At 60.5% G+C, this 22677-nt stretch carries 19 protein-coding genes and 1 other RNA gene; 8 read left to right on the forward strand and 12 right to left on the reverse strand.

Annotated features, from left to right (window positions below; all coding sequences use genetic code 11):
- Positions 1 to 91: 91 nt before the first annotated feature.
- The 6 genes from gcvP to I6L37_RS17780 all read right to left on the reverse strand — a co-directional run bounded on the left by gcvP (position 92) and on the right by I6L37_RS17780 (position 8530).
- A complete protein-coding gene (gene gcvP / locus I6L37_RS17755; RefSeq protein ID WP_216992558.1) occupies positions 92 to 2968 on the reverse strand; it encodes an aminomethyl-transferring glycine dehydrogenase in 2877 nt (958 codons plus the stop codon).
- A 191-nt stretch (positions 2969 to 3159) separates the two neighbouring features.
- Positions 3160 to 3549, reverse strand: coding sequence for a glycine cleavage system protein GcvH (gcvH, locus tag I6L37_RS17760; RefSeq protein WP_026457262.1), 390 nt, complete (start codon positions 3547 to 3549; stop codon positions 3160 to 3162).
- 77 nt (positions 3550 to 3626) lie between these two features.
- A complete protein-coding gene (gene gcvT, locus I6L37_RS17765; protein ID WP_216992559.1) occupies positions 3627 to 4724 on the reverse strand; it encodes a glycine cleavage system aminomethyltransferase GcvT in 1098 nt (365 codons plus the stop codon).
- Between the two features lie 429 nt (positions 4725 to 5153).
- On the reverse strand, positions 5154 to 6422 hold the full coding sequence (locus I6L37_RS17770) for an FAD-dependent 2-octaprenylphenol hydroxylase (protein WP_216994199.1): 1269 nt from the start codon (positions 6420 to 6422) through the stop codon (positions 5154 to 5156).
- A gap of 86 nt (positions 6423 to 6508) precedes the next feature.
- A complete protein-coding gene (gene ubiH, locus I6L37_RS17775) occupies positions 6509 to 7747 on the reverse strand; it encodes a 2-octaprenyl-6-methoxyphenyl hydroxylase (RefSeq protein ID WP_216992560.1) in 1239 nt (412 codons plus the stop codon).
- A gap of 213 nt (positions 7748 to 7960) precedes the next feature.
- Entirely contained in the window at positions 7961 to 8530 is a 570-nt protein-coding gene (locus tag I6L37_RS17780; protein ID WP_042024943.1) for a UPF0149 family protein, read from the reverse strand.
- Positions 8531 to 8703: 173 nt separating this feature from the next.
- On the opposite strand from I6L37_RS17780, the gene zapA reads away from it, so the two are divergent.
- Positions 8704 to 9039 carry a cell division protein ZapA gene (gene zapA, locus I6L37_RS17785; RefSeq protein ID WP_026458364.1) on the forward strand — a complete coding sequence of 112 codons (336 nt, stop codon included), beginning with the start codon at positions 8704 to 8706 and terminating at the stop codon, positions 9037 to 9039.
- A gap of 15 nt (positions 9040 to 9054) precedes the next feature.
- A non-coding RNA gene (gene ssrS / locus I6L37_RS17790) (6S RNA) lies at positions 9055 to 9237 on the forward strand.
- 59 nt (positions 9238 to 9296) lie between these two features.
- Here ssrS and I6L37_RS17795 read toward each other — a convergent pair.
- Both I6L37_RS17795 and tctD read right to left on the reverse strand, forming a co-directional pair.
- A complete protein-coding gene (locus I6L37_RS17795; protein WP_216992561.1) occupies positions 9297 to 10643 on the reverse strand; it encodes a sensor histidine kinase in 1347 nt (448 codons plus the stop codon).
- A gap of 43 nt (positions 10644 to 10686) precedes the next feature.
- On the reverse strand, positions 10687 to 11361 hold the full coding sequence (gene tctD, locus I6L37_RS17800) for a transcriptional regulator TctD (RefSeq protein WP_042024946.1): 675 nt from the start codon (positions 11359 to 11361) through the stop codon (positions 10687 to 10689).
- A gap of 159 nt (positions 11362 to 11520) precedes the next feature.
- Between tctD and I6L37_RS17805 the strand changes: the two genes are divergently transcribed.
- From I6L37_RS17805 to I6L37_RS17820, 4 genes are all read left to right on the forward strand, one after another.
- Complete coding sequence (locus tag I6L37_RS17805) at positions 11521 to 12507, forward strand: tripartite tricarboxylate transporter substrate binding protein (protein ID WP_156130285.1); 987 nt, start codon at positions 11521 to 11523, stop codon at positions 12505 to 12507.
- 15 nt (positions 12508 to 12522) lie between these two features.
- A complete protein-coding gene (locus tag I6L37_RS17810; RefSeq protein ID WP_216992562.1) occupies positions 12523 to 12954 on the forward strand; it encodes a tripartite tricarboxylate transporter TctB family protein in 432 nt (143 codons plus the stop codon).
- Between the two features lie 9 nt (positions 12955 to 12963).
- Positions 12964 to 14496, forward strand: a complete 1533-nt coding sequence (locus I6L37_RS17815) for a tripartite tricarboxylate transporter permease (protein WP_216992563.1) — start codon at positions 12964 to 12966, stop codon at positions 14494 to 14496.
- 188 nt (positions 14497 to 14684) lie between these two features.
- Complete coding sequence (locus tag I6L37_RS17820; protein WP_216992564.1) at positions 14685 to 15506, forward strand: hypothetical protein; 822 nt, start codon at positions 14685 to 14687, stop codon at positions 15504 to 15506.
- A 307-nt stretch (positions 15507 to 15813) separates the two neighbouring features.
- Here the strand turns inward: I6L37_RS17820 and I6L37_RS17825 are convergent, their stop codons facing one another.
- The 4 genes from I6L37_RS17825 to I6L37_RS17840 all read right to left on the reverse strand — a co-directional run bounded on the left by I6L37_RS17825 (position 15814) and on the right by I6L37_RS17840 (position 21408).
- Positions 15814 to 16662 (reverse strand): DmsC/YnfH family molybdoenzyme membrane anchor subunit, encoded by an 849-nt coding sequence (locus I6L37_RS17825; protein ID WP_216992565.1) that lies wholly within the window; start codon positions 16660 to 16662, stop codon positions 15814 to 15816.
- Between the two features lies 1 nt (position 16663).
- The gene (locus tag I6L37_RS17830; RefSeq protein WP_061477193.1) at positions 16664 to 17278 is read right to left on the reverse strand and encodes a DMSO/selenate family reductase complex B subunit; all 615 of its coding nucleotides are present in this window, start codon (positions 17276 to 17278) and stop codon (positions 16664 to 16666) included.
- Between the two features lie 9 nt (positions 17279 to 17287).
- Positions 17288 to 19732, reverse strand: a complete 2445-nt coding sequence (locus I6L37_RS17835) for a DmsA/YnfE/YnfF family dimethyl sulfoxide reductase (RefSeq protein ID WP_254203507.1) — start codon at positions 19730 to 19732, stop codon at positions 17288 to 17290.
- Positions 19733 to 20320: 588 nt separating this feature from the next.
- Positions 20321 to 21408 (reverse strand): IS3-like element ISKpn10 family transposase gene (locus tag I6L37_RS17840; protein WP_099368947.1). Its coding sequence is split into 2 segments (ribosomal slippage): positions 20321 to 21156 and positions 21156 to 21408, totalling 1089 coding nucleotides; the frame shifts between segments, so codons are not numbered across the junction.
- Between the two features lie 78 nt (positions 21409 to 21486).
- On the opposite strand from I6L37_RS17840, the gene I6L37_RS17845 reads away from it, so the two are divergent.
- Both I6L37_RS17845 and I6L37_RS22245 read left to right on the forward strand, forming a co-directional pair.
- Positions 21487 to 21897, forward strand: a complete 411-nt coding sequence (locus tag I6L37_RS17845; protein WP_302057035.1) for a molecular chaperone — start codon at positions 21487 to 21489, stop codon at positions 21895 to 21897.
- Positions 21898 to 22004: 107 nt separating this feature from the next.
- The gene (locus tag I6L37_RS22245) at positions 22005 to 22442 is read left to right on the forward strand and encodes a 4Fe-4S dicluster domain-containing protein (RefSeq protein WP_367948805.1); all 438 of its coding nucleotides are present in this window, start codon (positions 22005 to 22007) and stop codon (positions 22440 to 22442) included.
- The last annotated feature ends 235 nt before the right edge of the window (positions 22443 to 22677 follow it).

Consider the following 22677-nt stretch of genomic DNA (forward strand, 5'->3'; position numbering starts at 1 on the left):
TTTCTTTCGCCGAGCGACATAAAAAAGGCCCTGCTGATGCAGGGCCTTATGGTTCACAAGGTCACGGCGCTTTAGCCGCGAACGCCTCTTCTTACTTGGCGTAATCTTCGGTGGGTACGCAGGAGCAGAACAGGTTGCGATCGCCGTAGACGTCGTCGATGCGGTTGACCGACGGCCACAGCTTGCTGGCGCGCACGGCGTCGGAGGGGAAGACCGCCTCGGCGCGGCTGTAGGCGCGGTTCCACTGCTCGTCCATCACGTCATCCTGGGTGTGGGGCGCGTGCACCAGCGGGTTGTCGGTCAGGCTCCAGTGGCCGTCCTGCACCTTGGCGATCTCGGCGCGGATGGCGATCATCGCCTCGACGAAGCGATCCAGCTCGCGCTTGGATTCGGATTCGGTCGGCTCGACCATCAGGGTGCCCGCCACCGGGAAGCTCATGGTCGGCGCGTGGAAGCCAAAATCCATCAGGCGCTTGGCCACGTCCATCTCGCTGATGCCGGACGCCTCTTTGAGCGGACGGATATCCAGGATGCACTCGTGGGCAACGCGATGGTTGCGCCCGGTGTAGAGCACCGGGAAGGCCTCGCCGAGCTTCTTGGCCAGGTAGTTGGCGTTGAGGATGGCGACCTGGGTGGATTTCTTCAGCCCCTCGTCACCCAGCATGGCGATATACATCCAGCTGATGGGCAGGATGCTGGCCGAGCCGAACGGTGCCGCCGATACGGCGCCGTTGTCCCGGCTCTCTTTATCGGTCTTGACCACGGCGTGACCGGCTACGAACGGTGCCAGATGCTGCTTGACGCCGATGGGGCCCATGCCCGGACCGCCACCACCGTGGGGGATGGCGAAGGTCTTGTGCAGGTTGAGGTGGGAGACGTCCGCGCCGATAAAGCCAGGCGCAGTGAGGCCCACTTGCGCGTTCATGTTGGCGCCGTCCAGATAGACCTGACCACCGTACTGGTGAACGATGTCGCACACCTCCTTGATGGTCTCCTCGTACACCCCGTGGGTGGAGGGGTAGGTCACCATCAGACAGCTAAGCTTCTCCCCCGCCTCGGCCGCCTTGGCGCGCAGGTCATCAAGATCCACGTTGCCGGCCTTGTCACAGGCGGTGACGATCACCTTGAGGCCCGCCATCTGGGCAGAGGCCGGGTTGGTACCGTGGGCAGAAGCCGGAATGAGGCAGATGTCGCGATGCCCCTCGCCGCGAGACTCGTGGTACTTCTTGATGGCGAGCAAGCCCGCGTACTCGCCCTGAGCACCGGAGTTGGGCTGCATGCAGACCGCATCGTAGCCGGTCACCTTCACCAGCCAGTCCTCAAGGTCTGCCAGCAGCAGCTGGTAACCCCTGGCCTGCTCGAGCGGTGCAAACGGGTGCAGCTTGCCAAACTCGGGCCAGGTCACCGGGATCATCTCGGCGGTGGCGTTGAGCTTCATGGTGCAAGAGCCGAGCGAAATCATGGCATAGTTGAGCGCCAGATCTTTCGCTTCGAGACGGTGGATGTAGCGCAGCATCTCGGTCTCGGAGTGGTACTTGTTGAACACCTCGTGGGTCAGCACGGCGTCGGTACGCAGCAGATCCTGCGGGATGGCGTGATGGGCCTGGGCTGCCTTGTCCAGCGCCTCCAGCTCCAGGCCATGGCCTGCACCCAGGAACAGCTCGAACAGCTCGACCACGTCATCACGGGTGGTGGTCTCGGACAAAGACACCCCCACGGCGCCATCCAGATCGGCGCGCAGGTTGATGCCCAGCCCCTCGGCCTTGGCAATCAGCGCAGCCTTGTCGGCAGTCACTACGGTCAGGGTATCGAACCAGCTGTCGTGCTTGAGGGCCACACCCTTGGCTTTCAGCCCCAGCGCCAGAATGCTGGTCAGACGATGGACGCGGGAGGCGATGGTTTTCAGCCCAACCGGACCGTGGTAGACGGCGTAGAAGCTCGCCATGTTGGCCAACAGCACCTGAGCGGTACAGATGTTGGAGTTGGCCTTCTCGCGGCGGATGTGCTGCTCGCGAGTCTGCATCGCCATGCGCAGGGCATTCTTGCCACGGGCATCCTTGGAGACGCCGATGATGCGGCCCGGCATGGAGCGCTTGTAGGCATCGCGGGTAGCGAAGAAGGCGGCGTGAGGGCCACCGTAACCCATGGGGACACCGAAACGCTGGGCAGAGCCCAGCACCACATCGGCGCCCAGCTCGCCCGGGGATTTGAGCAGCAGGAGCGACAAGATGTCGGCGCTGACGCAGGCCAGGCCCTTCTGGGCCTGCACCGCGGCGATAAGCGCCCGCAGATCCTTCACCTCACCCGTGGTGGTGGGGTACTGGAACAGGGCACCGAACACCTCTTCGCTCACCGCATCAGAGGCGGCACCGACCGCCACGTCAAAGCCAAAGTGCACCGCCCGCTCCTTGACCACGTCGATCACCTGGGGATGCACGTCGTCGGCCACGAAGAAGAGGTTGGACTTGGACTTGGCCATCCGCTTGGCGAGTGCCATGGCTTCGGCAGCGGCGGTGGCTTCATCCAGCAGGGAGGCGCTGGCGAGATCCATGCCGGTCAGGTCCAGAGTCAGTTGCTGGAAGTTGAGCAGGGCTTCGAGACGGCCCTGGGCCAGCTCGGGCTGATAGGGGGTATAGGCGGTGTACCAGCCCGGGTTCTCCAGCACGTTGCGCAGGATGACGTGGGGCACGTGGGTATCGTGATAACCCATGCCGATATAGCTCTTGGCAATCTTGTTCTGGGCGGCGTACCCCTTGAGCTTGGCCAGGGCCTCCACCTCCGTCATGCTGGCGCCGATCCCCAGAGGGCCGGGACGACGGATGGCGGCCGGGACTGTCTGCTCAATCAGATCGTCCAGGCTCTCGGCACCCACTTCGGCCAACAGCACGCGCAGCTCTTCCTCACCCGGGCCGATGTGACGGCGGATGAAATCGGTTTTTTGCTCGAGTTCAAACAATGACTGGGTCATTTCCCTATTCCTGCTCATAAATCCTGATAAAAAGCACTGATAGTCGGCCTGGACCGACTCCACTCATGTTCATGGGTGCCGCAATGGAACTGTTATCCCATTGTGGCGGATGCGCGCCGGCATCCTGCGGCCCGCTCGTTGGCAGACCGTCATACAAAAGGGCCCCGCACGCTGTGCAGGGCCCGGAGGCATTACTCTTCGTCCACCACGTTCTGGTAGCCTTCGGCGTCCAGCAGGTTGGCCAGCTCGCCTGCGTCATCCAGCTTGATGCGGAACAACCAGCCAGCCTGGTACGGATCGGAGTTGACCAGCTCGGGGCTGCCTTCCAGCTCTTCGTTGACGGCGATGATCTCGCCGCTCACCGGGCTGTAGATGTCGGAGGCGGCTTTTACCGACTCGGCCACGGCGCAGTCGTCACCGGCGCTGACCTGCTTACCCACCTCGGGCAACTCGACAAACACCATGTCCCCCAACAGCTCCTGGGCGTGCTCGGTGATACCGACGACGGCCTCACCGTTGGCTTCGACACGGATCCACTCGTGGGAGGTGGCATATTTCAGTTCGCTCGGGATATGGCTCATTTGTGCTTCCTTAATGTACTTGGATCACTTTTTACAAAAGGGCGCGGCGCAAGACCTTCCTGCGCCGCCATCAATCATTACACCAGCGCCTGACCATTGCGGACGAAGGCGGGCTTGGTCACCTTCACGGTAACCAATTTCTTGCGGATCTCAACCTGGGCCTGTGCGCCGATGTCACGGGGCACCCGCGCCAGGGCGATGCTGTAGCCCAGGGTCGGGGAGAAGGAGCCTGAGGTGATCACCCCTTCCCGCGGCTCGCCATCGGCACCGATAAAGGTGACCGCCATGCCGGCACGCAAGACCCCTTTCTCTTCCATCACCAGGCCCACCAGCTTGTGCTGGTTGCCCGCCGCTTTCTGCGCTTCCAGCGCGGCGCGGCCGATAAACTGGCGATCGGCCGGCTCCCAGGCGATGGTCCAGGCCATATTGGCAGCGAGCGGAGAGATAGACTCGTCCATGTCCTGACCATAGAGGTTCATGCCGGCTTCGAGACGCAGGGTATCCCGCGCGCCCAGGCCGCAGGGGGCAACCCCTGCATCCAGCAGCCCCTGCCACAGATCGCACGCCTTCTCTTGCGGCACCACGATCTCGTAGCCATCTTCGCCGGTGTAGCCGGTGGTGGCGATGAAGAGATCGCCAGCCTGCACGCCGAAGAAGGGCTTCATCCCCACCACGGCGGTACGCTGGGAGGCGCTCAGGACGGAGGCCACCTTGAGCTTGGCGTTGGGGCCCTGCACCGCGATCATGGCGAGTTCGGGGCGCTCGGTCACGGTGACATCGAAATCGATGGCGTGATGGCGGATCCAGGCCAGATCCTTCTCGCGGGTGGCGGAGTTGACCACCAGACGGTAGAAGGTATCAGTCAGGTAATAGGTGATGAGATCGTCGATGACGCCCCCTTCGGGATTGAGCATGCCGCTGTAGAGGGCCTTGCCGGAGACGGTCAGCTTGGCCACGTCGTTGGCCAGCAGGTGTTGCAGGAAGGCTTTGACCCGCTCGCCGGTCAGATCGACGATGGTCATGTGGGAGACATCGAACATGCCGGCGTCGCTGCGCACCGCGTGGTGCTCTTCCAGCTGGGAACCGTAGTTGATGGGCATTTCCCAACCATGGAAGTCCACCATTTTGGCGCCGGCTTCCAGGTGTTTGGGATGCAGTACAGTAGTCTGGATCATCGCATTCTTTCCTTAGCAAAAAGCCCTTTAGCGTTAGCGACAACTCTCGCAACCCGCCTGGTTCACTGCAAAGATAAGCCTTCACAGCAAAGAGAGCCGGTCACCGGGTCTGTGCTCGCTCCTGCCCTTGCCGGGCAAGAGGGATTCCTTGAACGGGACGGATTATATGCCAAGCGGGCCCATGCACCGCTCAAAAAAAACTAATCCCCTCCCGTTTAAGTGCTTCCAGACACTAAGATAAACGCCAAGATAAAAACAGCCGTAAACGGAAGAAGTCGAGATTAAATTTCGATTTTCACCGTTTCGTCACAATTTGCAGAAAAACGTTTCGCACTGCACCAAAATTAAAGGCTGACGCCTCGTCAGGGGCATCAGCCTTGCCAGATTACTTTTTTTATAAAAAAAGCCGGGTAATATTAGTTTTTTTCATCATTTTGGCGAAAGCTTGGCCCGCGGCACCGGGTTGGCCGGCGCCTCCGGCACCCACTCGGGACGGGCCAGGGCGGGCAATTCGCCCTCCAGCCCCATGGCGGCACGGATCACCCCCTCTTTGAAAGGCGTCAGCAGATCGGCCGCACGCAATCCCACCCCGCGCACCAGCTTCTTGAGGGGGTGAGCGCCGCTAAACAGTCGCTTGAGCCCCTCCATCGCCGCCAGCATCCTGGCCGCCTCGCTCTTGCGCCAGCGCTCGTAGCTGCGCAGGTTGGCCTGCAGGCCGATATCCTTGCCGGCACGCTGGTTGGCGAGGATAAGCTCAGCCAGGGCGGCGGCATCCAGCAGGCCGAGGTTGACCCCCTGCCCTGCCAGCGGGTGTATGGTGTGGGCGGCATCGCCCACCAGCACCAGCCGCTCGCGGGCAAAATCGCGGGCATAGCGGGCGGTGAGCGGGATGGCGCTGCGCGGCCCCTCCACCTTGCACAGGCCGAGCCGCGCATCGAATGCCGCGGTGAGCTGGCGATTGAACTTCTCATCGTCGCAGGCGCACAGTGCCTCGGCCCGCGCGGCAGGCAGGGACCAGACGATGGAGCAGAGCTCCCCCTGCCACAAGGGCAGGAAGGCGAGCGGCCCTTCCGGGGTAAAGATCTGGCGGGCCACCGCCTGATGGGACTCGGCGCAGCGCACGGTTGCCACCAGGGCGTGATGGCCGTAATCCCAGCTGGTCAGTGGAATATCGGCCTGACGACGGACCCAGGAGTGGGCACCATCGGCCGCCACTACCAGTTTCGCCACGATGGCCTGGCCATCTTCAAGGAGCAGCAGGGCCCCCGCCGGGCCGCTCTGCAGGCTCTTGGCGCGAGCCGGTGTGAGCAGCTGGATGTTGCTGGCGCCCTCGATCGCCTCCAGCAGCGCCAGCTGGATGACCCGGTTCTCGACGATATGGCCGAGGGCGCTCTGGCGCAGGCTGGCGGCATCAAAATCGATATGGCCGAAGCTGTCCTGATCCCACACCGCCATCTTGTCGTAATGCTGCAGGCGGCGCGCCGCAATCCCGGACCAGGCCCCGACCCGCTGCAGAATGCGCTGGCTGGCGAGGCTCAGGGCGCTGACCCGGTTGTCGGCCACCTCGCCAAGCTCGGAGTCGGGCAGACGCCCCTCGACCACCACCACCTTGAGGGCACTCTCCTTGAGCGCTGCGGCGAGCCCCAGGCCCACCATGCCGCCCCCGACAATCACCACATCCACATCTTGCATCTGCATCATCTGTTCCTTTCATGGCTGGCCAGCGTGGCCAGCAGGGGGCACCATCGCACATCCCCTTTCAGCATAAGTTGGCCCCGGGCGACTTAACGCTTGCCACATACATCTGCGACAAAGCCCAGGGTACGGGAGGCAAGCGGCGCCTTGAGACAGGGGAGCCGCCCCATCAGGGAGAGCGCCAGGTTGCGCCCCGCCACCAGGGGATCGTGACCATTGGAGAAGAGCTGGGCCAGCGAGGAGGTGAGCCAGACGGTCTGCGCCTGATCGACCTTGCGCTGCTGCCAGTAGCCATTGAGTACGGCGAAGCTGCCGATATCCTCCCCCACCGCCAGGGCGCTGGCGATGGCATCGGTCAGCAGATCGAGATCCCGCATGCCGAGATTGAAGCCCTGACCGGCAATGGGGTGCAGGGCATGGGCGGCATTGCCCACCAGCACGGTACGCTGGGCCAGCGGATAGTCGCAGGCGGTCAATACCAGCGGATAGACGTGGCGCTGACCGGTGCGCTCGAAACGTCCCAGCCGCCAGCCAAACGCCGCCTGCAGGCGAGCCAGAAACGCGGCCTCATCCAGTCCCATCAGCTCGTCCACCTCATGACGCGCGACGCTCCAGACCAAAGAGGAGAGCCCCTCCTGCATCGGCAGCAGGGCCAGGGGCCCTTGCTCGGTAAAGCGCTCGAAGGCGCGGCCGGCGGGATCTTCGGCGGTCTTGACGGTAGCTATGATGGCACTCTGTTCAAAATCGTGGCGGGTCACCGCCAGCTTGAAGTGCTGGCGCACGAAGGAGTTGCCCCCGTCGGCCGCCACCAGCAGCCGGGTCTCTACCTGCTCGCCGCTCTCAAGCGTGAGCCTGACCGCCTCCTCCCGGGGCTGGATATCGCCGACCCGCGCCGGACACACCACCCGGATCTGCTCGCAGGCCGCCATGGCCTGCTGCAAGGTGTGACCCACGGCCGCCAGTTCAATGACCTGCCCCAGGGCGGGCAGACCGTATTCAGCCGCTGACAGACGAGTCTGGCCGCAGTGGCCCCGATCCGAGACATGAATATGGGTGATGGGGGCGCAGTGGGGAGCAAACAGGGGCCAGAGCCCACGCCGCTCCAGCGCCTCGCAGGTGCCCGCCGCCAGCGCGATGGCGCGGGCATCGAAGCCCGGGTGAGCCGGTGCAGAGGCATGGATGTCGGGGGCACTGGCCTCCAGCAGCAGGATCGACAGGGGCGATCCATCGGGCTTGCGCAGGGCCGCCAGAGAGAGGGCCAGCACGGCACCACTCATTCCACCACCGACCAGGGTCACATCGACCTGTCGCACATCAGATTGGGACATAAGCAGAGAAGGAGAAGTCAAAAACGTGGCCTCATGCTACCACAAAGGGAGAGGCCGGTTGCGTGGTGGGCGGCAAAAAACCGGTGTCAGCTCACAGGGTTAGTCAGCCTTTGCCATCACGTTGCTATCACTTTGCCACAACAAAAGAGCGCCACGGGGCGCTCTTTGCTTTCATCGGGTGACAAAGGGTGATCTGTCACCACAATCGGTACATCAATGCAGGGTCGGCGGGGTAACCGGACTGTCCGGGCGCTTGCCAAACTCTTCAAAGGCCATCATGACCCCCAGCTTGACGTGCTCGTAGAGCACCAGGAAGGAGGCTTCGTTCTCGTCATCTTCCTGATCGAATTCGGCAGAGACCTGGGTGATGCTGGCGATATCCTGGATCATCTCCTGCAGCTCTTCCGAGGCGCGGGAGAGTTCCTGCTGCACCACACCGAAACCGGCCAGAAACGCCTGGGACCAGTCCACCAGCGAATCGATGCGTTCATCCAGCGGCGTCTCGTCGCCGGGCAACAGCAGCTCGACCCCTTTTTGCGCCATCAGGCTCTCGACCACATTGTGATAAAGATCGGTCATCAGCTGGCGCACCGGGGCTGGCAGGCCGAATCCGTCGTTCACCAGATCGTTGAAATGGGGCACCCAGCTCTTCTCATCCAGCGCCACGCCACCACATACCAGACCACAGATCACACCGTGAGCCTCGACCGCACTGGCCATCAGCTCATGCTGCTCCATGATGGCCGTCACGGCCGCATAGTTAAGGGGGGTTGTCTTGCTCATAGTGGATCCGCTCAAAGTTCATGCAAGTTTGCAAAATTTATGGTCAGGATCCTAGCATTCTCCCTCTTCCAGAGCCAGCAAGGCCTTGAAAGTTATGCATCTGCGCTATATAGTCCCGCCCAGTTGTCCACGTGGATAAAGGCGGAAAGTTTCTTCGCCGTATTGAGGAAGGCATGAGCACAGAGGCCGTAGAAATCGTCATTTTGGGACGTCCCTACAAGGTATCCTGTCCCCTGGGACAACAGGATGCCCTGCGCCAGGCCGCCGAGCAGCTGACCGAAAAATTGATCGACCTGCGTCAACGTTCCAAAGTCTCCAGCAACGAACAGCTTGCTGTGATGGCGGCGCTCAATTTTTGCCATGAGCTCTGCCTTGAAAAAGAGAAAAACCACCAATACTCTGAGACCATGGACAAGCGGATCAAGATGCTGCAACGCACCATAGAAGCGGCCTTGATAGAGCACGGACAGTATGGTGATTCCAGCGAAGAAGAGGGGCAACAGCCCTAATCTCGCACCGTTTTAAATTCCCTGGGGTGTTTGTCAGCCGGTTCAAGTCCCCGAGCCGATATTCATACCAAACAGGGGATCTGCCTTCTGGCTATTGCGCATGCTCGGCACGACCGAGAAGCCTGCGGTCAGATCCGATCCCCGCCTTGAACCGACGGTTCAAGGGCCCAAACCGGCAACGGCATCTCCGGGGTTCCAACAGCAAAAAGCCCGTCACCATGGTGACGGGCTTTTTCTTTATTCTCCCCTCGCCAGCCTCACATCGGCAGGCTCAGCCTTACCAGCAGGCCGCCGAGTTGCGGCGCAGGCAGCAGCAACACCTCGCCATGATGGTAGTGGGCGATGTCGCGCACCAGAGCGAGGCCAAGGCCGGCGCCGGGCTGATCGGCACCGTTTTCGAGCCGCTGGAACGGCAGCCAAACCCGCTCGGCCTGCTCGGGGGCGATGCCGGGGCCGCTGTCTTCCACCTCCAGCCAGACTTGCTTACCGGCGGCCTGCACCCGGGCCGTCACTGTGCCACCTGCCGGGCTGTACTTGATGGCGTTGTCCAGCAGATTGGCACACAGCTCCCCGAGCAGCAGCGGCTCCCCGGCCACCATGATGGCGGAATCCTCCCCCTCGTAGCCGAGATCGATCCCCTTGCTGCGGGCCTGTGCCAAGCGGGAGAGACAAGCCTGCTGCACCAGCGCCACCAGCTCGATGGGCTCGCGCTGGCGAAGGCCGGAGCACTCGTCGGATTTGAGGCGGGCCAGCAGCAACAAGCGTTCGGTCAGCGCTATGGTGTGATCGAGCCGGGCCGCCATGGCCGTCAGGCTCTCCTGCATCAGGGCGGGATCGTGACCGCTGCGGGCCACCTCCACCTGGGTCTTCAGTATGGTCAGCGGGGTGCGCAGCTGGTGCGCCGCATCGGCGCTGAAGCGCTCCTGACGGGCCACCAGCTGACGCAATCTGGCCAGATGGCGATTAAAGGCGAGGATAAGCGGCCGGGTCTCCTGCCAGGGGAGCAAGTCCGGCAGCGGCGCCAGGTTGGCGGCATCGCGGCGCAATAGCTCGCGCGACAGACGGCGCATCGGGGTAAGCAGGCGCTTGAGCAGCAGGTAGGCGAGCAGCAGGGTCAGGGCCACCAGGGCTCCCTGAGAGAGCACCGCATGCCACAACAGCTGCTCGGCGAGTTCACGACGCCCCATCAGGGTTTCGGCCACCGTGATGGTGGCCATGCCGCTCAACCCCCCTTCGTTAACCGGTTGCAGCAGGGCGACGGCGCGAATAGGCGTGCCCTGGAACTCTCCGTCATAGAAGTAGGCGAGCGCCGGATAACGGTCGGTGAGCGGCGTCTTGTCCGGCCTCGCCGGCAGTTCCTCATAGCCCGAGATGACCCGACCGGATGGCGAGCGCACCTGATAGAAGAGGCGATCGCGCATGTTGCGCTCGAAGCTGTCGAGCACCACGTAGGGGACATCGACCCGCAGCCGCCCCTGCTGCACATCGAGGCGCTCGGCCACGGTGCGCGCCGAGGCGAGCAGGGTGCGATCATAAGCTTGGGTAGCGGCGGCCAGGGCGCCGTAGTAGCTGTACCAGGCCGACGCCCCCCAGAGGATCAGCAAGGGAGCGCCAAGAAACAGCAGCAGTTGATGAAGGAGCGAGCGGTTAATGGGAAGCCTCCGGCGCCGCTTCCAGCAAATAACCCAGCCCGCGCAATGTAGTGATCACCACGCCACTGCCGACGAGCTTTTTGCGCAGCCGGTGGATGTAGAGATCGATGCTCTCCTTCCCCACCTCGTCATCGAGGTTGAACACCTGCTCGAACAGCTGCCCCTTGGCCACCGGTCGCCCCTGGCGATACATGAGGGCGGTGAGCAGCGCCTGCTCGCGCGGGGTCAGGGCCAGCCTGGCGTCATTCACCACGAAGTAACCGTCCGGATGCAGCATCAGCTGCCCCAGCCGCAATTCGGCGCCGCCACTTTCGCTGCGTCGCAGCAGCGCCCGCAGACGGGCGTCGAGCTCCCCCAGATCGAACGGCTTGGCGAGATAGTCGTCGGCGCCAGCATTGAGACCGCAGATCCGCTCCTCTACCGCGCCACGGGCGGTGAGCAGCAGCACCGGCAAGCCCTGGCCGCGGCGGCGCAACCGGCCGAGCACTGTCAGCCCATCCAGCCTGGGCATTTCGATATCCAGGATCGCCAGAGCATAACGCTCCTGGCGCAGCAGCTGATCGGCGCTGTCGCCGTCAGCCACCCAATCCACGGCGAATCCGGCGCTGGTCAAGGCCCGCGAAAGCCAGTGCGCCAGTTCATGATTGTCTTCGGCCAGCAGTAAACGCATCTCGTCTCCCCATACTGCGAGGTGTGATCCACTTCACGCTCCCAGCAATTCAGCAACGGCTGAAAGGTGAATGAAAGGTTGTTGTTTTAACAATTTCGCATCACCTCGTCTACCGACGAGGTCACACCCGGAAAAAACAACAACAAGATGGAGCACTCCATGAAGCAACACACACGTCATGCCCTCGCCCTGCTGGCTCTGTTCGGTGCCCTGCCACTGCAAGCTGCCGACACCGCCAGCGCCCCTGATCGGACCGAATGCATCGCCCCCGCCAAACCGGGCGGCGGTTTCGATCTCACCTGCAAGCTGCTGCAGGTGAGCCTGCAGGAGACCAACACCATCGACAAGCCGATGCGCGTCACCTACATGCCGGGCGGCGTTGGCGCCGTGGCCTACAACGCCATCGTGGCCCAGCGTCCGGCCGAGGCCGGCACAGTGGTGGCCTTCTCCGGCGGTTCGCTTTTGAACCTCTCCCAGGGCAAGTTCGGCCGCTACGGGGTCGATGACGTGCGCTGGCTGGCCGCCGTTGGCACCGACTACGGCATGATCGCGGTGCGCCACGACGCCCCCTACCAGAACCTCAAGGAGCTGGTCGCCGCCCTCAAACGCGATCCCAACAGCGTGGTGATCGGCGCCGGCGCCTCCATCGGCAGCCAGGACTGGATGAAGGCCGCCCTGCTGGCCAAGCTGGCCGGGGTCGATCCCCACAAGATGCGCTACGTCGCCTTTGAAGGCGGTGGCGAGCCGGTCACCGCCCTGCTCGGCAACCACGTGCAGGCGGTCTCCGGCGATCTGAGCGAGATGGTGCCCCACCTTGGCGGCGACAAACTCAAGGTGCTGGCGGTGTTTGCCAAGGATCGCCTGCCGGGCAAGCTGGCCGACATCCCCACCGCCAGGGAGCAGGGTTATGACCTGGAGTGGCCGGTCATTCGCGGCTTCTACGTGGGCCCCAAGGTGAGCGACGCCGAGTACCAGTGGTGGAAGCAGACCTTCGATCAACTGGTCAAGACCGACACCTTCAAGGCCCAGCGTGATCAGCGCGGCCTGTTCGAGTTCGATCTCACCGGCGAGGCACTGGACAGCTACGTCAAGGCCCAGGTCGCCGACTATCGCGAGCAGGCCAAGGCCTTCGGTCTGGCCAAGTAAGAGGGAGCCAGCACCATGAGCGATCGTCTGTTTGCCCTGTGCTGGCTGCTGCTTAGCCTGGGGGCCGCCGCCCTCGCCTGGCAGCTGCACAGCGAATACAGCTACGAGCCGGTGGGGCCGCGCCCCTTCCCGCTGGTCATCAGCCTGTTGATGGCCGGCTGCGCCCTGCTGCTGCTGAGGCGCACGCCGGATCCGGCCAGCTGGCCGGAGCGTCCCGCGCTGCTGCGCATCGCCGCCATGGTGCTGGCCCTGTTTAGCTACGGCTGGGGCTTTGAGTGGCTGGGCTTTCCGCTCGCCACCACCCTGCTCACCGTGGTGGTCGGGCGGCTGTTTGGCGCCAGCTGGCGCGCCGCCCTCATCGCCGGGCCCCTGCTCGGCATCTGCCTCTTTTACGCCTTCGACCGGCTGCTGGATGTCACCCTGCCGCTCGGCGCCTGGCTGGCCTAAGGAGTTGTCATGGATACCTGGATGTACCTAGCGCAAGGTTTCGCGGTGGCCCTCACCCCCGAAAACCTGCTGATCGCCCTCATCGGCTGCTTCGTCGGCACCGTGGTCGGGCTGCTGCCGGGGCTCGGCCCCATCAACGGCGTGGCGATCCTGCTGCCCCTCGCCTTTGCCCTGAAACTGCCCCCCGAGTCAGCCCTGATCCTGCTCGCCACCGTCTACATCGGCTGCGAGTACGGCGGGCGGATCTCCTCCATCCTGCTCAACGTGCCGGGGGACGCCGCCGCCATCATGACGGCGCTCGACGGCTACCCCATGGCCAAGCAGGGGCGTGCCGGGGTGGCGCTATCCATCTCGGCGGTGAGCTCGTTCGTCGGCTCCCTGCTCGCCATCGGCGGCATCATACTGTTCGCCCCGGCCCTGGCTCGCTGGTCGCTCGCCTTCGGCCCGGCCGAGTACTTCGCCCTCATGGTGTTCGCCATCGCCTGCCTCGGCAGCATGATGAGCCAGAACCCGCTCAAGTCCTTCCTCGCCGCCCTGATTGGCCTGGGGCTCGCCACCGTCGGCGTCGACGCCAACACCGGCGTCTACCGCTTCACCTTCGACAGCGTGCACCTGTCGGACGGGATCCAGTTCATCGTGGTGGTGATCGGCCTCTTCTCGGTGAGCGAGATCCTGCTGATGCTCGAGCACACCAAGGGGGGTCAGCAGTTGGTACGCCAGACCGGCCGCCTGCTGTTCAGCTTCCACGAGCTGACCCAGTGCACCGGCACCATGTTGCGCTCGGCCACCGCCGGCTTCTTCGTCGGCATCCTGCCAGGGGCAGGTGCCACCATCGCCAGCGCCCTCACCTACATGACCGAGAAGCGCCTGGCCGGCCCGCAGGGCACCTTCGGCCAGGGTGACATCCGCGGCGTGGCGGCCCCCGAGGCGGCCAATAACGCCTCCGCCTGCGGCTCCTTCATCCCCATGCTGACCCTGGGCGTGCCGGGTTCGGGCACCACGGCGGTGATGATGGGGGCCCTGACCCTCTACAACATCACCCCGGGTCCGACCATGTTCACCGAACAGCCGGACATCGTCTGGGGGCTGATCGCCGCCCTGCTGCTGGCCAACATCATGCTGCTCATCATGAACATCCCCCTCATCGGGCTGTTCACCCGCATGCTCAGCATTCCGCTCTGGTTCCTGGCCCCGGCCATCGCCACCGTCTCGGCGGTGGGGGTCTACGCGGTGCACAGCACCACCTTCGATCTGCTGCTGATGGCCGGTCTCGGGGTGTTTGGCTATGTGCTGCGCAAGCTCAACTTCCCCCTCTCACCGCTGATCCTGGGCTTCGTGCTGGGGGAGATGCTGGAGCAAAACCTGCGCCGGGCGCTCTCCATCAGCAACGGCGAACTCGACATCCTGTGGGGCAGCGCCATCAGCCAGAGCCTGCTGGTGCTGGCGGTGCTGGTCATCGTCCTGCCCCCCCTGGTGCGCGTGCTGCGCCGGCGCAAGAGTGCCGCCGCCATGTCAGAGGCCAGCACGGGATCCGGCTCCTGACACTGTGCACCTCGTTAAGGTTGCCATCCCATAACAAGAGGGCCTCACAGAGTGAGGCCCTCTTTTATTTGCCGGATAACACTTGCTGCCAATGTGTGGATCCCGCCACCAGACCACATGTTCATTCTCTGTGGTCTCGCTACAATAGCGGACAACTTTGAAGCTCATCTTTTCTGGCGTAGGGATACATGAAAAAGAGAAAAGCAATCAACTGGGAGCGTTGGCACTGGTTAAGGCAGCACCTCAAGCAGGTACGCAAGTCACCGGAACCAGAAGAGCCCCAGGTCAAGATGGCCCACTTCCTGACCACTCTCTTTGCAGCCATCCCGATTATCACCGCCAGTATCTATTTGAGCGGCATGGCTCACTTTTACGGCAGATGTCTGGTCCATGGCCTCGATATCGCAGAGTTTCCCCAACCGGCTGATATCACGCTCGCCACGGGCTATTTGCTCTGGCTGCAGATGGGCAAGCTATATGGCCCTTACCTGCTCTATGCCGTTGCCGGTATTGTGCTGCTCACTTTCGTGTTGTTTCTCTCGGTCAGGCTTCGTCTGCGCTGGGCATGGTTTTGCCATCGCATCGGTTCACGACAATATCCAAGAACAAGGCGTTTCTTTCGCCGCAGGGCACGAGTCCCGGCCCCCAGGCTCTTTTTGTTAATCTCCTGGGTTGAGGTTATCTACAACCGCTTTGCCATTTTGGTTGTGCCGGCGCTCATTATTCTGTTGCCCACACTCTCCAATTTCATGGAAGGGCTCGATGCCGAAAAAGCGCGAGTCACAAAACTGGAAAACGACCAGTTGAGCGAACGGTCGGATCGGGCCCTGTCGCCTCTGCTGGGCGAAACCGCGCACATCAGGGTCATGTGCAATACCAGCCACTGCGCCTATCGCCTCAAAGGCGGAGAGATGAAACTGGTGCGCCATGATCAGGTTGAGCTGGTGCGATGGATGGCACCTGTGGACGACGCAAACAAGCCAGCAAAGGAAGACAATATGGGTAAATGAACAGAGGCTGCTATCTTGCCTGCCGCAGCGAGATACCTTCTGGCATCCGGTTTATTGCATTTTCTATTCTCGAGACTGGTGTTATCCCACTCACTTTCCATCACCATCCGGGAGCCATTTCACGATAAACAAAAGGCCGCTATTGCTGCGGCCTTGATAAAGCCTTGCTTGCTGTGTTCAATCACTGGTGCCTGAAGCTTGCCTCAGCAAGATATCGGGCCAACAAGATAGTCATTCCCCATCCTCAGCCGCCCCCCATGATCTGCTAGCCTGGGACATATCCTGCCTGTCAGCACCAGTCCTCGGATCACCCCAAACCCGCGGTGAGATGAACCCCGTAGAACACCCCGCGCCCCACCAGCTCGGACACCAGGATGAAGCCAAACGACGCAGCCATCAGCGCCGCAGTGGGGGTTCGTTTGGTAAACAGCGGCCACAACCACAGCAAGACTCCCGCGGCCAGCAACACGAGACGAACCGACTGGGTAACAGCCAGATCAGGTACCCTGGCCAGTGCGCTCGTCACGCTGGTTTCAATCCCGCCAAGATGGAGCGACAACAACATCACCGCGATGGCCACCCCCAGCGCCACCAGCAGCCCCCAAACGGGAAGAACTGTGTCAGCCACAGCGACATCGTGACGCGCCGCCAGCAACAGCAAATGCGCCAGGGCGCCTCCCCCTACCCCCATGGTCAGCAGAAAAGAAGCCGGTGTTAAACCTGTGTACCAGGTCGGCACAGTATCAATCATGTAAACCATGATCATGGCGTACATGAAGAAGAGACCCGCCAGGATGGCCCCCAGCATCAGACCTCTGCGTCCCCCTTCGCTCCCTTTGTCCAATACCGAAAGCAACCAATACAAGCCGCCGAAAGCGAAAAAAGCCATGCCGCCGGCGATCTCGTTAGACAGCCAGGAGTGGCCCACCATGTTCAGTGCATTCATTGCACGAAGCGGACTCCCCAGGTGCATCACGGATGCAACGAGGCCCAGCCCCATAAGCACCCACAGTCCCAACATGGCTCGATGCAACCGTGGTTCCGTTTCCGCCGAGATGCGCCGGGCAAGCAGCAGTGTGCTTAATATCAGAAACGCCCCCACCGCAGTCTGGGCCATCACTGTGAACAGGATTAGCGGCCATTCATGCCAAGCCATATTACACCTCCTTCGGGTTCGCCAAGTACCCAGTCGTATCCCCACAAGGTCGGGAATGGCGGTTTGGTTTGATAATAATGTTGGGTTTGGTCAAGGACGACGGCGGCAATGGCGCCACTTCGGCCAGAGAGCCGTACTTGGCACGCAACTCTTCGATGGGACCGAACGCCAGCGCCCGCAACGGGCAGGAGGCCACACACACCGGCGGCTTGCCATCGGCAACCCGTTCGTAGCAGCCATCGCACTTGGTCATATGACCCTTCTGCGCATTGTATTGCGGCGCATCATAAGGGCAGGCCATGGCGCAATATCTGCAACCGATGCAGGTATCCGTATCCACCACCACGAAGCCGTCTTCCCGCTTGTGCATCGCGCCGCTCGGGCACACCTTGGTACATGCTGGCTCGGCACAGTGATTGCACGCTATCGACACGTAATAGGCATAAACGTCTTGACGCCATGCATCGCCGTCTTTCACCCAGCTACCTCCTGCGTATTCATAGACACGGCGGTAGTTGGTGCCAACGTTCAGATCCTTGACGTCCTTGCAAGAGAGCTGGCACGTCTTGCATCCGGTGCACTTGCTTGAATCGATGTAAAAACCGAACTGTTTCATGGTTAGCCCTTATGCCTTCTTCACCAGTTGTACATCCACCAGGTTGGTATGCTGGGGATTGCCCTTAGCGAGCGGGCTCGGTCGCTGAGTCGTCAGCACATTGATGCAACCTCCCTTGTCGACCTTGCTTCCGTCCGGGGCATACCAGCCTCCCTCCCCCAGCGCCACCACACCGGGCAGGATGCGTGGTGTGACCTTGGCCGGAATGTGGACCTCACCGCGATCGTTGAAGATGCGGATCAGATCGCCTTGCTGGATACCTCGCTCGTCGGCATCAAGGGGATTGATCCACAGCTCCTGACGTGCCGCATCTTTGAGAATGTCCACGTTGCCGTAGGTCGAGTGAGTACGAGCCTTGTAGTGGAAGCCGGTCAGCTGCAGCGGATAAATGGTCCGCTTCTTGTCATCCCACCCCTCGAAGGTCGATACATAGACAGGTAACGGGTGGATCACCTCGTCTTCTTTCAGCTCCCAGGTTGCGGCGATCCGGGCCAGCCGCTCAGAGTAGATCTCGATTTTTCCCGATGGTGTACCGAGCGGATTCCCCTGCGGATCCTCGCGAAATGCCTTGTAAGCAACATAGTGACCGTCCGGATCCCGTCGCTTGTAGATGCCTTGCTTTCGCATGGTCTCAAAATCCGGCAGCCCTGGGTCTTGCTTCCGGGTCAGGGTGTAGAGATGGCGCAGCCAACTCTCCTGATCACGGCCTTCCGTGAAAGCCTCCCCGACGCCCATGCGCTCGGCGATCTCGGAGCAAATCTCGTAAATCCCTTTTGATTCGAACTGGGGTGCGATGGCCTGATCGGCAAAAATGAAGTACCCCATGTTCCCCGCAAAGGCATCCATGCAGAAATCGGCCTGTTCTGAGGTAGTCAGATCCGGCAGCACTATGTCGGCGTACTTGGCGGACGACGTCATGTGGTTATCAATCACCACTATCATCTCGCATGCCTTCTCATCCTGCAGGATGTCGTGGGTCCGGTTGATGTCCGCATGCTGGTTGATGAGACAATTTCCCGCATAATTCCAGAGGAACTTGATGGGGGCCTTCAACTTGTCCACGCCCCGGATCCCGTCCCGGGTTGCGGTCATCTCGGTGCCGCGCACGATGGCATCCGTCCATAGGAACATGGGGATGGAGGCTTTAACGGGGTTGGTCAGGGTAGGAAACCGGACAAAGGGGATGCTGTAATCCGATTCACGGGCCCCGGTGCCTCCCCCGTTGATACCGACATTGCCGGTCAGCAGGGCAAGCATGGCGATGGAACGCGATGCGATTTCCCCGGCGGCGGTGCGCTGCAAGCCCCAACCTTGCAGGATGGCGCAGGGCTTGGCTGTTGCTATCTCACGGGCCGTCTGGATAATGGTTTCAACCGGAATGCCGGTGATCCTGGCCGCCCATTCCGGCGTCTTGGCGATACCATCCGGCCCCAGCCCCAGAATGTAAGACTTGTAGTCGCTCCTGGCCGGGGCGGAAGCCGGCAGGGTTTTCTCGTCGTAACCGACGCAATACTTGTCCAGAAAAGGTTGATCGACCAGATCCTCGGTGATCATCACATAGGCCATGGCCGCCACAAACGCCGTGTCGGTTCCGGGGCGGATGGGGATCCACAGCTCTTCGCGCCCTCCTGCCGTATCGGTATAGCGGGGGTCCACGACTATCATGCGGGCGTTGGAACGCGCCTTCGCCTCTGCCAGATAATAAGTCAGACCGCCCCCCGACATGCGGGTCTCTGCCGGGTTGTTGCCAAACTGGACAATCAGCTTGCTGTTCTCCAGATCGGAAAATGAGTTGCCATCGGCCCAACCACCGCCATAGGTATAATCCAGGCCAACCGTGATCTGGGCTGTCGAGTAGTCTCCGTAATGATTGAGGTAGCCGCCGATCAGGTTCATCAGGCGGGCAATCAGGGTGCTGCCTGGAGGCCAGGACTTGGTCACGGTCCCCCCCAGGGTTCCCGTGCCGTAATTCAGATAGATGGCTTCGTTACCGTACTCCTTGATGATGCGCTTCATACTGGCAGCGATCTCATCGTACGCCTCGTCCCAGCTGATCCGCTTGAACTTGCCCTCACCTCGCTTGCCAATACGCTTCATCGGGTACTTCAGCCGGTCCGGATTGTAGATCCGGCGGCGCATCGAACGGCCACGCAGACAGGCGCGCACCTGATGATTGCCGTACAGGTCGTTGCCCGTGTTGTCGGTTTCGACCCAGGTGATCTCGCCATCTACCACATGCATGCGCAGCGGACAGCGACTGCCGCAGTTCACCGTACAGGCGCTCCAGACTATCTTCTCCTCTTTCACTGCTGGAGCAGAAGCCGCCATGCTCTTGAAAGGCAGTGCCACGGCGCCCGCCGTGGCAGCCAGGCCGACTGCTGCGACACTGGAGGACTTGATAAAATCCCGCCTGGTCAACCCGCCGGTCAATAATGATTCCAGTGCATCTTTCATATGACAACGTCTCGATAAGTGGTTATCACAGACTAAATAGCCCACATCATATGGACTACTATCCTTTCGGAATCAGGTAAACGTTGTCGTAAATCAAAAAAATTGAAAACGGCTATTGCCGATGTTGGAAAATGAGATCAATGGCGACAATATAAATTTTATAAACTGATTGTGATTATTATCTTTAATATGGTTAGCATATCTAACAACTCCTGATTAGCTTGCTAATCAAGACATGTATTACAATGACAACAAACATCACAAACCATTCATTTTATTTATTAATTCAACATTCTCGTTCCGGGGTGCCAATCTTTGACAAAAACAAACCTCCTATGGTTTATTGGAATAAACCGAGTTACTGGCAAAATATAAGTTGGCTGTACAACTATGTTAACTAACGATGCTATATATTCGCGCCTGTTGGGTGCGCTGCTCTATCATCCCCCGTCATCGCAGACTGTCGTCACCATACTTGACGGCTTTGCCGAGCAGGAGGATGAACTGCTGCAACGGTTGTCCCGACTCGCCGGGACAACAATGCCGGATGGTAATCCCCCCATTTTTAGGGGCATTCAAAAGTAGAGGTCATGCGGCCTGTGCCAGACGCTGTTTCGGCGTGTAGCCACCCAGCGCCATATTGGGCCGCTCATGGTTATAAACCCACAGCCAGTTCGTGGCAAACTCCTGTAGTTCATTCAGTGACTCAAACAGGTAATGGCCCAGCCAGTCGTAGCGCACCGTGCGGTTAAACCGTTCGATGTAGGCATTCTGCTGCGGATTTCCTGGCTGGATATAGCCCAGGGTTATCCCCTCCTGTTTCGCCCATCGCTTGAGCTCTTCGCTGATGTATTCCGGGCCATTGTCACATCGGATAATGGCGGGCTTACCTCGCCACGTGATCACCTGCTCCAGCGCCCGTTTGACTCGTGAGGCGGGTAAGGAGAAATCCACCTCGATGCACAGCGCTTCACGATTGAAGTCATCGATCACATTAAACAGCCGCACCGAGCGGCCATCGCTGAGCTGGTCATGCATAAAGTCCATCGACCAGCACTGATTAGGCTGGTCGGGAACCGCCAACGGCTCTGGCTTAGCCCGAACCAACCGTTTCCTGGGTTTTATCCGCAGATTGAGCTCCAGCGCCCGATAGATCCGGTATACCCGTTTGTGATTCCAGCCAAAGCCTTGGACGTTGCGCAGGTACAAAAAGCATAACCCGAAGCCCCAGTTGCGCTGGCTGGCCGTGATACGTAGCAGCCAATCGGCAATTTCCTGGTTTTCATCGACCAGCACGGGCTGATAGCGATAGCAGCTTTCACTGACCTTGAAGATCCGGCAAGCCAGACGGATGGATATGGCGTAGTGAGTCACGGCTTTGGTCGCCATCTCCCGGCGGGCAGATGGCGTTACCACTTTTTTGCCATGGCCTCGGTGATGATCTCTGCCTTGAGGCGCTCCTCGGCGTACATCTTCTTGAGGCGGCGGTTTTCGTCCTCCAGCTCCTTGAGTCGAGCCATGAGGGAGGCATCCATCCCCCCGAATTTGGAACGCCACTTGTAGAAGGTGGTCGTGCTGATGCCATGCTCGCGGCAGAGCTCCGGGACGGGAGCTCCAGCCTCAGCTTGTTTGAGGATGGCGATGATCTGGGTATCGCTAAAGCGTGATGTTTTCATGTAGAACCTCCTGCGTTCAAGGTACGGGAAAATTCTACTTATGAGCACCCTGGTTTTTCGGGGGGATTACCGGATGAGCTGGCCGCCGATTTTTTCAACCTGTTGCAAGGCAGTGGCACCATGCCTTCTCCCCCCTGGGGCTCCGTCTATCTCGACCCTGAAAACGTGCTGTTTGGCTGTTCAACACTGGAATACCGGACCTTCTTGAGCCATTTGGGCATGACGTGCGATACCGGTATGCGTGAACCGGAAGATCATATCGGCCTGATGCTGATGATGTTTTCAGTGCTGCTGGAGAGAGGCGATATTGCCAATGCCAATACCCTGTTGGCGGCACATCTGATGCCCTTTGCCCCCACAATGCTGGGCAAGATGAAGGAAAATGCCAATACCGATTTCTATCAAGCTGTTGCGGCTTTCACATTGAGTTGGTTAAACCTGTACTGCGCAGAACACGCTATCGATATTGTGCCAAGACCTTGTTGTTGAAACCCAGGATAACTGCCATGTACTTCCCTGATGATATCAATGACGTGCCCGCCAATCCTGGCCGCCGGAAATTGTTTGAGCGCGTCGCTCGCAGTGCCAGGGCAACCATGGCGCAAGAATCGCAACGTCCGATAAATACAGGGCGCCCATTGGGGGCCGTCGAAGAAGTCCTGTTTCAACGACTATGCAATCATTGTGGCGACTGTATCTCGGCCTGTCCTCAATATGTATTACATATGACGTCAGACGGGCCCAGGATGGATCTATCTCTTAATCACTGTACTCTGTGCCACCAATGTTTGAATGCCTGTCAGACGATGGCCCTGAATAACCTTGGTCAGAACGATACCGGGTGGCGACCCCAGATTGCAGACAATTGCAATGCCCGCACACTGGGCAACTGTGATGAATGTGCAGCTATATGCCCGTTGAGTGCCATCAGCGTTCCAGCAAACTCGCTCCCTATTATTTCGGATGAGTGCAATGGTTGTGGTGCGTGCAGAGCTGGCTGCTATATAGGTTCCCTGACGATGATCCCTGGCTAAGGCATTGTTCACTATATTGCGCGAATAGCGTGTTCAAGATAACAATTTGCCACCACACTGATCTGCCATTCCTTCGCTATTCCAACTTTCTGTTTCAACAACTATCAGGCTGTAAATACATTATCAACCGCCAATGATTGCATGGATTGTGGCCAGAGAGATAAATTGAAAAATCATTGTTTTTATTTTCAAGCCGCCGCTGTTACTGATGTTTATATAACAACACCATCAATAC

Origin of the sequence: Aeromonas sp. FDAARGOS 1407, from assembly GCF_019048725.1 — a bacterium.
GTDB classification, from domain to species: Bacteria; Pseudomonadota; Gammaproteobacteria; order Enterobacterales; family Aeromonadaceae; genus Aeromonas; species Aeromonas enteropelogenes.